Below are 11,703 nucleotides of genomic sequence, written 5' to 3'. Positions count from 1 at the left end.
GCGTTGCGTTTTTAGTCGTGCATCGCAAGCCGATGCTATTTATTTGCCGGTAGCTTCCCCGTCGTCGGACGAAGAATCTTCGTCGTCGGTCACGATTTTGGTGGTGCCGCCGGTAGAAGGCGGATCGCTCGCCGGAAACGTGTCTTCAACTTCCTTGTCGATCTGCTTCTCCGTCTTGTTGGCGTTCGGATGTTGTTCCTTGGGTTCTGGCATGGCGCTTCTCCTTTAGCTAACGAATGGTGTGCGCAAAAAAGACACGCGGTTCGCGCGGCCCACGTGCGGTGCTTTTTACATGAGCATGTAGAGTTGAACGATAAGCCGGTACGCTTCGATTCGAAGCAGCCTGTTTTTCACTTTGGTTCAGCTTCTGTCGCACGAGTCGCGCCCGACAATCCGCAATGCCTGCGCGCATGTGAGCGGGCCGCGGCGCATCGCGTCGATCAGATGCGCGGTCTGCGTGTCGCGTTCGCAGGCAAGCACGGCGGCCACGTTGTCGTCCTTCACATAAAGCGCGGCAAAATCCTGACGATCCAGCTCGCCGTCGACGACAAGCTCGTCCCACTCGCTTGCATGGCCGAGGTATTCGAAGTTCTTGCCGAAGTGATAGGTCCAGAAAAACGGCACGCCGCTGTAACGGTTGCGCGCTCCGCACATGTTTTGAGCCGCGATGCGCGCATGTTGCTGCGCGACGCGCCAATGTTCTATCCGCAACGGCTCTTCGTTTTCGCGCAGCGGAAACACGGCGATGTCGCCTGCGGCGTAGAGACCCGGCGCGGCCTGCATGCCCGCGTTCACGATCACGCCGCCATCTTTCTGCAACGGCAAGCCGTCGATAAAGCCGGTCGCAGGCGTAACGCCGGTGCCCAACAGCACGAGGTCGGCCGGAATATGTTCGCCGCTTTCGAGCATCACTTCATGCACATTGCCTTCTTCGCCTTCGAGCGAAGCAACCCTCGCTTGCAGATGAAACTTGACGCCATTGCGTTCATGCAACTCGCGAAACATGGCACCGATGCGCTCGCCGAACTGCTTCGCAAAGGGCACCTTATCCGGCGAAATAACCGTGACCTGCACGCCGCGTTTGCGCAGCGCGGCTGCGGTTTCGAGCCCGATGAAACTGCTGCCGAGAATGGCGACTTGCACGGAGCCGGCGTTTTCCGAGGGGCCGCCGGCATCCGCGTCGCCGAGCGCTTCGACAATCGCGGTGGCGTCGTCGAGATGACGCAGCACATACACGCCGCCGAGTTCGCAGCCCGGAATTCGCGGCACTTTCGGCGTGCTGCCGCTGGCGAGCAAGGCCGTGTCGTACGTCAGTTCGCCGCCGCTTTCCAGATGAATCGTGCGATTGCGCACGTCGAGCCGCGCGACCTTCGCGACGATGCGCTCGACGCGGTGCTGCTCGTACCAGTCGGGCGCGAGCAGCGGCGGCACGTCGGCGGGAGGCATTTCGGCGGACGGGACAAACTTGCTAAGCGATGTGCGGTCGTAGGGCGCGTGCGGTTCATCGCCGATCAGCGTGAGGCGCCCCGTAAAGCCATATTCGCGCAGCGCCGCGCAGGCGGCCGCGCCGGCCGCGCCCGCGCCGATCACCGCGAAGTGCGGCTCTTGCGTCGCGGCGGGTTCGGTTTCGTCCGGCAGCTTGTCGGGCGTGACCATGACGTCGTCGCCGTCGACGATCACCGCATAACGTTCGAGCGGCACCAGCGGCGGCGGCTCCAGCACCTTGCCGGTGGCTGCATCGAAAGTGCCTTTGTGCCACGGACAAATGATCCTGCCGCGGCATAGCGCGCCTTCTTCGAGCGGTCCGCCTGCGTGCGGACAGTCGGCGGAATACGCGCGCACCACGTCGCCGTCGCGGATCAGCATGATCTTTTCGCCGTCCACGACAACGCGTTGGCCCCGGTCTTCGCGCAGTTGCGAAAGCTGGGCAACGTGTCGGGCGGTGGTGGGCATGCTGGTTTCCGTGAACGTAATCAGCAGGATTCGGCGCGGCAGGATGCCGCAGCGATTCGGCGACTCGGGAGAATGCGAAACTCGTTGCGTGAGCAGCAATTCATGTGCCCAACGCGCCCGAATAAATCAGTTAAGCAGAAACGTTCGCGTTTCTTCGCGCGTCGCTATGTACATGGCCGAAAGTGGGGTAGATTCCTCACTAAGGAATTAGCGCACGAACGCCGCGGCACGATACGTGCGTCCGATTGCCTAACTTGTATGACCTTTGATGGAGCGTGGGCCGTGCAGCGTGCGGAGCGAGTCGCAGTTGATTTTCCGATGCCGTCGCGCAACTTTGCGGCGACGCGGCGAATGCTCCTTATTGTTCTTGCCGTTTCCATTCTGTTCCCGCTTGCCTGCCTCGCCGGTTATGGCTACTTCGATTACCAGCGCCGTATCGCCGATTCAAACGATGTGATCGACCGGCTCGTGCGCGTCGCCGAAGAACAGGCGGTCAAGGTGCTCGACCTCAATCAGCAGATGGCGTCGCGCATCGTCGAGTTGATCGGCACCGAAGACGACGCGCAGATTCGCGCGCGCGAGGCGGAATTGAACCGGCAGTTGCGCGAGATCGGCGGAGACTTCCCGCAAGTGGCGTCCATCTATCTGATCGGCGCGAACGGCGATCTGCTCGTGTCGACCCGTGCTTATCCGGCGCCAACCGTGTCTGTCAGTCAGCGCGAAGACTTTATCGCCGCGCGCGCGATGCGCCCGCATCCGTACTTCTCGCTGCCGATGCTCGGCACGCTGTCGCAGACGAACGTGTTCAACACATCGATCGGGCGTATCGGGGCGGACAGCAAATTTCTCGGCGTCGTCTCGGTTGCATTGCGCAGCGAGTACTTCTCGCGCTTTTATCGCGAGTTGACGAACGGCGATCCGTCGCTTGCGCTCTCGCTGTATCGGCAGGACGGCAGTCTGCTGGTGCGCTATCCGCCGTGGCCAGGCGGCGTGCAGCCGCCCGCGGCGAACGCGTTTGGCGCGGCCTTGCGCGACAAACAGTTGTCGGGCCATGTGCGCGTCAAATCGCCCGTCGATGGCGTGGAGCGGCTCGTTGCGTTTCGGCGCGTCGGCGATTATCCGCTCTACGTGTCGAGCGCTTATGCAACGGGCTCGATCGTCGATGCATGGCGCCGGCACTTCATCGTGATCGCTGCGCTGACCGCGGTGCCGTGCATCGCGATCTGGATGCTGGTGCTGTACTCGCTGCGTCAGCTCGACGGCGAGCGCGTCGCATGGGAACGCTGGCAGGGCGAGGTCGCGATGCGGCTGTCGGCGGAAGCATCGAGCCGGCAATTGCAGCGCATGGGCGCGCTCGGCAATCTGGTTGCCAACGTGGCGCACGACTTCAACAATCTGTTGATGGTCGTGTCCGCCAATATCGAACTGGCGCGGCTAAAGCGCTACAACAACCTTGAGAAGGAGATGACCGCCGTGCAGCGTGCGACCGCAACGGCTGAATCGCTGACACGCCGGCTTTTGAGTGTCGCGAAGAAGCAGCCGCTCAAGCAGGAGCCGATCGACCTCAGGAAATGGATGCCGGGCGCGGCGCCGCTCATCGAAGCGGCGCTCGGCGACAAGATCGAACTGGCGCTCAGCATCGTCGACGATGTGTGGCCCGTGCTCGCCGATCCGACCGACCTGGAACTCGCGATCATGAACCTCGCGGTCAATGCGCGCGATGCCATGCCGCGCGGCGGACGCTTCGTGATTCGTTGCCAGAACAACCGGCTGGTCGGCAGCGATACCTTGCTGCCCGACGGCGAGTATGTGCTGATCGCCTGTTCGGACGACGGCGAGGGCATGCCCGAATCGGTCGCGCGGCGCGCCTTCGAGCCGCTTTTCACGACCAAGCTGAGCGGCTCGGGCGCGGGCCTCGGTCTCGCGCAGGTGCTGTCGATGTGCGAACAAGCGGGCGGCACCGCGAAGATCGACAGCGTGCCTGGCAGCGGCACAACGGTGCGGCTTTATCTACCGCGCTATCGCGAGCGCCGCGCGACGCACGCGGCGAGTCAGACCGTGGTCGAACAGCCCGCGCTGCGGCATGCCGGCATGGTGCTGCTGGTGGAAGACAACGAGGATGTCGCCGCGGGCGTCGCAGCGGTGCTCGAGACGTTCGGCTGCGAAGTGCGGCACGAACCGACCGCCGACCAGGCGTTCGACGTGCTCAACGGCGGCGAGCGTTTCGAACTCGTGCTGTCGGACATTCAGATGCCGGGCAAGCTGAACGGCATCGACCTCGCGGAAAGAGTGCGCAGCACCTGGCCTTCGCAGAAAATCGCGTTGATGACGGGCTATGCCGACGAGCTCGAACGCGCGCGCCGCATCGGCGTGGCCATTCTCGCGAAGCCATTCGATATCGAGGAACTGCACGCGCTCGTCGCTTGCGAATCGTAAGCCACGCCGTTTGTGCGGCACACCCCTTGCTGAACTCCTGACGAGGCATGCGCAGGCGGCGCGTCCGCTTGCGCAATCCGCTTCTATTCCGCATTCATCCCGACAGGAGAACAGTTATGAAGATCAAGAAGGCATTGCTCGTTTCCACGCTGCTCGCAGCGTCGTCGCTGGCCATGGCGCAAGGCACAGGCGGTGCGGGTGGTGGCGGCGCCGGCGGAGGTGGCGGCGCGGGCCCGGCCGGCAACGACCCGAGCACGAGCGCCGGCGCGAATACGTCGACGCGCGAAGGCGGCGACACGGGATCGGGCACGATGTCGCATTCGAAGACGAAGAAGCATTCGTCGAAGACGACCAAGCCCGCGACCGACACCACAAATATGCCGGGCGCGAACGCGAGCAGCGACACGAAGGGTAAGTAATGCGTGCGTCGTGTGCGTAGAGTTCACGCACGCTTCCCTAAGTTTCGCGAGTGACGCGCCCGTGTGCGCGTCACTCATTTACACCGCGCTGTTGTTTTTACTTTCGCGTTTGTTCTGGCTAACGCAGCCTAGCTTTTCTCTTGCGCTGCGTCGTATTTCCCGAGCGCCGCGGCGCTGTTCAAACGCGCGCGTTTGAGCAACGCCTGCTGCGCTTCCTCGACGTTGCCCGCCGCGCCTTTCCATGCCTGCAATGGCGGTTCCTGCAGCGCGCGTCCATACGAGAAGCTCAGATTCCACGGCAACGGCCCGAGGCGATTCATTGCGTCGAGATTGGCGGTGGCTTCCTCGGGCGATTGTCCGCCGGACAGAAACACGATGCCGGGCACGGCCGAAGGCACCGTGCGTTTCAGAATCCGCACCGTATAAGCGGCGATGTCCGCAGTGGACGATTGCCGCGCGTTCTCCGAACCGGCGAGCACCATGCTCGGCTTCAGCAGAATATGTTCGAGCACCACGCGATGCCGACGCAGCGCATCAAACACCTCGTGCAGCACCGCTTCGGTGACTTCGGCGCTGCGCTCGATGCTGTGATCGCCGTCCATCAGCACTTCGGGTTCGACGATCGGCACGATGCCCGCTTCCTGCGAGATCGCCGCATAGCGCGCGAGCGAATCCGCATTGGCTTCGATCGCGAGACGGCTCGGCAGATTGGCCGTGATGTTGTAGACCGCGCGCCACTTCGCGAAGCGCGCGCCTTGTTGCTTGTAATCGACGAAGCGGCGTGCGAGGCCGTCGAGGCCTTCGGTGATTTCATCGCCTGGAGCATGGGCGAGCGCAATCTTGCCGAGATCGACCTTGATGCCCGGCACGATGCCGTTTCGGGCGGCGAGTTGTGGAAACGGCGTGCCGTCGTCGGCCTTTTGACCGAGCGTTTCCTGATACAGAATGACGCCGCTCACGAATTCGCCGAGACCGGGCGTGGTGAGCAGCAGGTTGCGATACGCGCGGCGGTTTTCCTCGGTGGAGTCGATGCCGATCGTCTTGAAGCGTTTCGCGATGGTGGGACCGCTTTCGTCGGCGGCGAGCAGACCCTTGCCGGGCTGAACCATGGCGTCGACGGTGGCTTGCAGTTCGCTGCGGGTATCCATGAGATGTGCTCCCTTTGTTCGGGTTGCGGAAGAAAACCTGCCGTCGCGGCGCGTGCGGCTGCGCCCGGGTTATGACTTATTCGCCGATCAGATGCAACACGATGTCGCGATGCTGCGCATGACGCCGATGCTCGAACAGATAGAGCCCCTGCCATGTGCCGAGCACCATCTGTCCATGTTCGACGGGCACGCTCAATTGCACTTGCGTCAACGCGGTGCGCAGATGCGCGGGCATGTCGTCCGGACCTTCGGCGTCGTGCTCGTAGCGTTGCTCGTCTTCGGGCGCGAGGTTCGCGAAGTAGCGCTCCAGATCGCGCTGCACCGACGGGTCCGCGTTTTCCTGAATCAGCAGCGATGCCGACGTATGACGGCAAAAGAGCGTCAGCAGTCCCGTGTCGATGTGCTGCGCCGCGACGAAGCGGCGCGCTTCGTCGGTGAATTCGACAAGTCCGCGAGTGCGCGCCTTGACGCTTAGATGGTGGATGACCTGCTTCATGATGGAAGCGCTCGTCTACGGTTTATAGCGACGCGAACGCGTCTGTGATCTGCTCGACGCTGGTGGGGCGCACGACGCGCGCCACTTCCGCGCCGTCGCGCATGAAGATCAGCGTGGGCCACAGCTTGACCTTGAACGAGCGGCCTAGCGGCCGGCCGGGGCCGTCCTCGATCTTCAGATGCCTGACGCCGGCATGCGCTTCGAAGGCTTTTTCAATCGAAGGCTGCGCGCCCTGGCAGTAGCCGCACCAGTCCGTGCCGAACTCGATGACGGTGGCGCCGGGCAGGGCGTCGACTTCGGCTCGCGACGGGGCTTTGGTGGAATAGGGCGTCCGTATTGCCATGCATGCTCCGCTGTGGATCGGGTTGTGCGGTGTGGGGTTGCCGCGGCGCGCGGCGATCCTGTGGCCGTTGTGCTGGTCGCTACGGAAATCGCCGCAGTCGGCACGCGCCGCATTTTGCTTGGATAAGAGTATCAGCTATTGGTTCGGGGTTCAGACTGGCGGAACGGGGATTTGACACAAACGTACAAGTTCGTCACGCGCGGCTGTTAAACAATGCCGCACATCATCGGCAATCTGCCGGCGGATTTGAGGAAGAAAAAATGGCGGACAGGATTTATCTGGGGCGCCCCGGCACGGACGACACCATTGGCGTCCCCACTGGTTTCAGTTGGGGCGCATTCTTGCTGGGCCCGATCTGGGCTCTGTCGAGGCGCATGTGGTTTGCGGCCTTTGCAATGGTGGCTGTGGAGCTGGCACTGTACTTACCGAGCTTGTGGTTAGACCGGGGCGACATAGTGACCTTGCTCCTGTCGATCCTGTTTGGCATCGCCTGCGGTAAGTATGGCAATGACTGGCATCGACGGGTGTTGGAGAAACGGGGGTATGCGGTGCTGTAAGTCTGCGCGCCAATGCGGTCGGGAGTGAGATTTGGGACACGCCTCCCCACCTTTACGCGCCCGCGCGAGCGGTCGATAATGCCCCGTTCATTCCCGCCACGAAGCCTGCCGTGCGCGCCGCGCCTCGCAGGCTCGCTTCTCCTGAACTCACAGCCGCCCGTGTCGAAAAACTCACGTTTTTTTGGTCTGCTGCACATTCCCGGCTTCAAGCCGCTTGCCGCCGCCACGCTGATGCTCGGTGTGGCCATGTCGTTCACCGCGCCGTATCTGTCGCTGTTCGGCGTCGAGCGCGCGGGCATGACGCCGTTCCGGCTCGGCGTCTTCATGACGCTGATCGCGGCAAGCGGCGTGCTCGCGAGCACCTTCGCCGGCCGCTGGAGCGATGCAAGCGGACGGCATCGGCCGTTACTGCTCGTCGCGCTCGTGCTGGCCGCGCTCGGCTATCTGTCGTTATGCGTGGTGCGCGATTACAGGCTGCTGCTCGTCGTCGGCATTGTGTTTATCGGCGTCGGCGGCTCGGCTATTTCGATGGTGTTCTCGTTCAGCCGCGCGGCGCTGCCCGTGCCCGACGCGTCCGAACGCGCGTTTGCCAGCGCGACGCTGCGCACGATTCTCTCGGCGGCGTGGGTGTTCGGGCCGTCGGTGGGCGCGCTGGTGCTCGCGGCGACGAGTTTCACCGGACTCTTTCTATTCGCCGCGGCGAGCTTTGCGGCGTGCGCGGCCATCGTGTGGCGCATGCGCGAGCCGCAAGGGCATCTCGGCGACCATACGGTAGAAGACACCGCATCGGAGCCGTCGTCGTCGATTACCGTGCCGCCGCTCAGGGAACCTGGCGCCGACGCGCACGAGGACCTGCCCGGCGTCGCATCGGCGAACGACATTGGCCGTGCGGTCGCCGCGCTGACCTTGCTCGGGCTCGCGGCCAACGCCACGATGATCGTGTTGCCGCTTTACATCGTGCATGGCCTGAACGGCACGCATCTGGACGTATCGGTGATGCTCGGCCTCGGCGCATTGACCGAGATTCCGATGATGCTCGCGCTCGGCGCGAAGTCTTCGAGCCTGCACAAGCCGAACTGGCTTGCCGCCTGCGCGGCGGTTCACGCGGCCTATTTCGTCGCGATGTCGCTCGCCGGAAACGTGCATGTGCTGATTCCGATGCAGATTCTCAACGCGTTCGTCGTTGCCGTGACTTCATGCCTCGGCATGACCTACGTGCAGGACCTGATGCCCGATGCGCCAGGCCGCGCCACCGCGCTCTTCTTCAACGCAGCGCGGGTCGGCTCGATTCTTTCCGGCGTGTTGTCCGGCCTGCTGGTGCAGGCGTTCAGCTATCGCGGCACGTTCCTCTTCTGCGGCTTGCTCGCGCTGTGCGCGCTCGTGCTGTTTGCCGTGCCGGGCTATCGTTATCCGCTGATGTGGCGAGGCGTGCGGCGTTTCGCCCGCACGCAATACGCGAAGCTTCAATCGAGGCGTGCGCTGCGCGGCGGCCGCGAGCTTTAGCGGGCACGGCACACGTTTCATATGCGGCGGGCCGGTTTGCCACGCGCTGAATGACAGGGACCTTACGCCGCGCACAACTTCCGCAAGGAGGCGTATCGTTGTCGTCACGCATGCTGCCGGACGCGGCCGACGCAACAAACGCAGCATGACCATCTGACTGAAACCAGGCAGCATCACAAGGCACTTTCGGGAGCGGAGAAAATGCAGCTAGGCATGATTGGATTGGGACGCATGGGCGCGGACATGGTGCGGCGCCTGACGAAGGGCGCGCAGCAATGCGTCGTCTACGACGTACAGCCTGCGGCTGTCGAGCGGCTCGCGCAGGAGGGCGTGACGGGCGCGTCGTCGCTCGAAGACCTCGTCGCCAGGCTCGACAAGCCGCGCGCCGTGTGGCTGATGGTGCCCGCCGCGGTGGTCGACGGCACGCTCGAAAAACTCGTGCCGTTGCTCGGGCCGGGCGACATCGTGATCGACGGCGGCAACTCGTACTATCACGACGACATTCGCCGCGGCGCCGACCTCGCCGCACGCAAACTGCATTACGTCGACGTCGGTACGAGCGGCGGCGTCGCGGGCCGCGAGCGCGGTTATTGCCTGATGATCGGCGGCGAAGCGCAGGTGGTCGAACGGCTTGAGCCGATCTTTTCGACGCTCGCGCCAGGCGCCGCCGCCGCGCCCGCGACGTCAGGACGCAATCCGGGCAACAGCACGGCGGAGCAGGGCTTTCTGCATTGCGGTCCGCTCGGCGCGGGGCATTTCGTGAAGATGGTCCACAACGGCATCGAATACGGTTTGATGGCCGCGTATGCCGAGGGCCTCAACATTCTGCGTCACGCGGATGCCGGCAAGCACGCGCGCGAGGCGGACGCCGAGACGTCGCCGCTGCGTCGTCCGCAGTTGTATCAATACGATTTCAATCTGGCCGATATCGCCGAAGTGTGGCGGCGCGGCAGCGTGATCGGCTCGTGGCTGCTCGACCTCATCGCGGGCACGCTCGCGGGCGATGCCGATCTGCAACAGTACGCGGGCCGCGTATCCGATTCGGGCGAAGGACGCTGGACGATGTCGGCGGCCATCGACGAAGGCGTGCCCGCGCCCGTGCTGAGCGCGGCGCTGTTCGCGCGCTTCAGTTCGCGCGGCGAAGCGGACTTCGCGAACCGCGTGTTGTCGGCGATGCGTCATGACTTCGGCGGCCATGCAGAAAAGCCGGCTGCGCCGCCCGCAAGTTCGCAGGGTTGATCGTCCGCTAATAGCCCGAGCAGCCCAAGCAGCACAAGCACAGAGCACAAGCACAGCCGAATCCACGGAGCCGCACATGCCAGCCGCACCCGCCACCCGCACTGCACCGCACGACGTCGTTTTCCTCTTCGATTGCGACAACACGCTGCTCGACAACGACCATGTGCTCTCCGACTTGCGCAGCCACATGATGCGTGAGTTCGGCACCGACAACAGCACGCGCTATTGGGAAATTTTCGAGCAATTGCGCGGCGAGCTCGGCTATGCCGACTACCTGGGCGCGTTGCAGCGATATCGCACGGAGCATCCGCGGGACACGCGGCTGTTGCTGATGTCGTCGTTTCTGATCGATTATCCGTTTGCGAACCGGCTCTATCCGGGCGCGCTCGACGCGTTGCGCCACGTCGGCGAGTACGGGCCCACGGTGATTCTGTCGGACGGGGACGTGGTGTTCCAGCCGCGCAAGGTCGCGCGTTCGGGCCTATGGGACGAAGTCGAAGGCCGCGTGCTGATCTACATCCACAAGGAGCTGATGCTCGATCAGGTGATGGAATGCTACCCCGCGCGCCACTACGTGATGGTCGACGACAAGCTGCGCATTCTCACCGCGATGAAGAATGCCTGGGGCGGGCGGCTCACCACGGTATTTCCGCGCCAGGGTCACTACGCTTTGGACCCGAAGGAGATACTCGGCAATCCGCCCGCGGACGTCACGATCGAGCGGATCGGCGACCTCGCGCAGTTTGACGTGAAAGCGCTGCTGGCGGAAAAGCCCTAGACGCTGCGCAGTTTTTCCTGCGCGTCGGCGGCGCCCATTCTGCCTGCCGCATCCTGTGCGCTTGTGCCTGCCGCGTCGCGCGCATCGCGATTCGCGCCGTGCGCGATCAGCAGATCCATGATCGTGGTGCGGTTGAACATGGCGGCGACCATCAGCGCGGTGCGTCCGTCGGGCGATGCACCTTCGACATCGGCGCCATGCGCGAGCAAGGTTTCGACCACGGCGTCGAAACCCTTGAAAGCCGCGCCCGCGATAGGCGTCTGGCCGTTATTGTTGCGCAAGTCGGGATCGGCGCCGCGTTCGAGCAGCGTGCGCACCGCGTCGACATGTCCGTGATAGCTCGCGAGCATCAGCAGACTGTCGCCGTTGTCGTTGCGCAGATTGGGCGGCACGCCTTTTTCGATCACGGCGGCGAGCATCGCGGCATCGCCCTGGCGCGCAAGATCGAACACCTGTCGCGCGAGTTCGAGCACTTGCGGGTCGATGGGCTGCCCGGAAGGCGGGGAAGAGTCGGCCGGATTGGTCAATGAAATCTCCTTGCAGGAACGCTGCGCCGCTCGGCGCATGAACACCGGCAGCATACACAGTTTGTGCCGTCGACGCGCGCAGCGGCACGTCCCATCACGCGTGGCCGAACAGCTTCACGAGCAGCCCGAATATGCCGACGAGGACAGCCAGGCCCGCGCACAGCACCACGAGCGTGAGAAGAAGAACGAGCGGCGCTTTCATACGGTTGGAAGTCGGCATGATGAATGTGTATGGTTAAGAGCGAGTAATACGGGTGCGCGACGATATGCGCAGTCGCTTCGCGCAGCTTAAGCGTTTCGGTGG

13 protein-coding genes are annotated in these 11,703 nt (G+C 63.7%); 6 read left to right on the top strand and 7 right to left on the bottom strand.

Going from position 1 to position 11,703, the window contains the following annotated elements; all coding sequences use genetic code 11:
- Positions 1-39 precede the first annotated feature (39 nt).
- Both C8K18_RS33370 and C8K18_RS22090 read right to left on the bottom strand, forming a co-directional pair.
- Positions 40-213, bottom strand: coding sequence for a hypothetical protein (locus C8K18_RS33370; protein WP_165919845.1), 174 nt, complete (start codon positions 211-213; stop codon positions 40-42).
- Positions 214-360: 147 nt separating this feature from the next.
- Complete coding sequence (locus tag C8K18_RS22090) at positions 361-1,953, bottom strand: FAD-dependent oxidoreductase (protein ID WP_107709915.1); 1,593 nt, start codon at positions 1,951-1,953, stop codon at positions 361-363.
- A 282-nt stretch (positions 1,954-2,235) separates the two neighbouring features.
- Here C8K18_RS22090 and C8K18_RS22085 point away from each other — a divergent pair, with 282 nt between their 5' ends.
- Together C8K18_RS22085 and C8K18_RS22080 are read left to right on the top strand one after the other, a co-directional pair.
- Positions 2,236-4,389: a hybrid sensor histidine kinase/response regulator gene (locus C8K18_RS22085; RefSeq protein WP_029970598.1), complete on the top strand. Its 2,154-nt coding sequence runs from the start codon at positions 2,236-2,238 to the stop codon at positions 4,387-4,389.
- A 116-nt stretch (positions 4,390-4,505) separates the two neighbouring features.
- Positions 4,506-4,808 (top strand): hypothetical protein, encoded by a 303-nt coding sequence (locus C8K18_RS22080; protein ID WP_006047066.1) that lies wholly within the window; start codon positions 4,506-4,508, stop codon positions 4,806-4,808.
- A gap of 128 nt (positions 4,809-4,936) precedes the next feature.
- On the opposite strand, the gene C8K18_RS22075 is transcribed toward C8K18_RS22080, so the two are convergent.
- From C8K18_RS22075 to C8K18_RS22065, 3 genes are all read right to left on the bottom strand, one after another.
- Positions 4,937-5,956, bottom strand: coding sequence for a class I fructose-bisphosphate aldolase (locus tag C8K18_RS22075; protein ID WP_053859125.1), 1,020 nt, complete (start codon positions 5,954-5,956; stop codon positions 4,937-4,939).
- A 76-nt stretch (positions 5,957-6,032) separates the two neighbouring features.
- On the bottom strand, positions 6,033-6,452 hold the full coding sequence (locus tag C8K18_RS22070) for a secondary thiamine-phosphate synthase enzyme YjbQ (protein WP_053859124.1): 420 nt from the start codon (positions 6,450-6,452) through the stop codon (positions 6,033-6,035).
- Between the two features lie 22 nt (positions 6,453-6,474).
- Entirely contained in the window at positions 6,475-6,795 is a 321-nt protein-coding gene (locus C8K18_RS22065; RefSeq protein WP_006047069.1) for a thioredoxin family protein, read from the bottom strand.
- A gap of 260 nt (positions 6,796-7,055) precedes the next feature.
- Between C8K18_RS22065 and C8K18_RS22060 the strand changes: the two genes are divergently transcribed.
- The 4 genes from C8K18_RS22060 (at position 7,056) to C8K18_RS22045 (ending at position 10,872) form a co-directional block, all read left to right on the top strand.
- Positions 7,056-7,352, top strand: a complete 297-nt coding sequence (locus C8K18_RS22060; RefSeq protein WP_107709793.1) for a DUF2628 domain-containing protein — start codon at positions 7,056-7,058, stop codon at positions 7,350-7,352.
- 159 nt (positions 7,353-7,511) lie between these two features.
- Positions 7,512-8,855, top strand: coding sequence for a sugar efflux transporter (locus C8K18_RS22055; RefSeq protein WP_044020108.1), 1,344 nt, complete (start codon positions 7,512-7,514; stop codon positions 8,853-8,855).
- Positions 8,856-9,056: 201 nt separating this feature from the next.
- The gene (gene gnd, locus C8K18_RS22050) at positions 9,057-10,094 is read left to right on the top strand and encodes a phosphogluconate dehydrogenase (NAD(+)-dependent, decarboxylating) (protein WP_107709791.1); all 1,038 of its coding nucleotides are present in this window, start codon (positions 9,057-9,059) and stop codon (positions 10,092-10,094) included.
- A 76-nt stretch (positions 10,095-10,170) separates the two neighbouring features.
- Positions 10,171-10,872, top strand: coding sequence for an HAD family hydrolase (locus C8K18_RS22045; protein ID WP_044020110.1), 702 nt, complete (start codon positions 10,171-10,173; stop codon positions 10,870-10,872).
- On the opposite strand, the gene C8K18_RS22040 is transcribed toward C8K18_RS22045, so the two are convergent.
- Positions 10,869-11,399, bottom strand: coding sequence for an ankyrin repeat domain-containing protein (locus C8K18_RS22040; protein ID WP_006047073.1), 531 nt, complete (start codon positions 11,397-11,399; stop codon positions 10,869-10,871). The genes C8K18_RS22045 and C8K18_RS22040 overlap by 4 nt on opposite strands.
- 94 nt (positions 11,400-11,493) lie before the next feature.
- Entirely contained in the window at positions 11,494-11,619 is a 126-nt protein-coding gene (locus C8K18_RS33780; protein ID WP_258196184.1) for a hypothetical protein, read from the bottom strand.
- Positions 11,620-11,703 lie beyond the last annotated feature (84 nt).

Source organism: Paraburkholderia sp. GV068 (assembly GCF_003058125.1).
GTDB classification, from domain to species: Bacteria; Pseudomonadota; Gammaproteobacteria; order Burkholderiales; family Burkholderiaceae; genus Paraburkholderia; species Paraburkholderia graminis.
Note: the sequence above shows the minus strand (reverse complement) of the source record. Positions and strands in the feature narration are given on the sequence as shown.

What these genes read in the sequence shown, in the direction of transcription:
- C8K18_RS33370 (WP_165919845.1), bottom strand. Translation starts at nt 213, where the DNA reads ATGCCAGAACCCAAGGAACAACATCCGAACGCCAACAAGACGGAGAAG.
- C8K18_RS22090 (WP_107709915.1), bottom strand. Translation starts at nt 1,953, where the DNA reads ATGCCCACCACCGCCCGACACGTTGCCCAGCTTTCGCAACTGCGCGAA.
- C8K18_RS22080 (WP_006047066.1), top strand. Translation starts at nt 4,506, where the DNA reads ATGAAGATCAAGAAGGCATTGCTCGTTTCCACGCTGCTCGCAGCGTCG.
- C8K18_RS22075 (WP_053859125.1), bottom strand. Translation starts at nt 5,956, where the DNA reads ATGGATACCCGCAGCGAACTGCAAGCCACCGTCGACGCCATGGTTCAG.
- C8K18_RS22070 (WP_053859124.1), bottom strand. Translation starts at nt 6,452, where the DNA reads ATGAAGCAGGTCATCCACCATCTAAGCGTCAAGGCGCGCACTCGCGGA.
- C8K18_RS22065 (WP_006047069.1), bottom strand. Translation starts at nt 6,795, where the DNA reads ATGGCAATACGGACGCCCTATTCCACCAAAGCCCCGTCGCGAGCCGAA.
- C8K18_RS22060 (WP_107709793.1), top strand. Translation starts at nt 7,056, where the DNA reads ATGGCGGACAGGATTTATCTGGGGCGCCCCGGCACGGACGACACCATT.
- gnd (WP_107709791.1), top strand. Translation starts at nt 9,057, where the DNA reads ATGCAGCTAGGCATGATTGGATTGGGACGCATGGGCGCGGACATGGTG.
- C8K18_RS22045 (WP_044020110.1), top strand. Translation starts at nt 10,171, where the DNA reads ATGCCAGCCGCACCCGCCACCCGCACTGCACCGCACGACGTCGTTTTC.
- C8K18_RS33780 (WP_258196184.1), bottom strand. Translation starts at nt 11,619, where the DNA reads ATGCCGACTTCCAACCGTATGAAAGCGCCGCTCGTTCTTCTTCTCACG.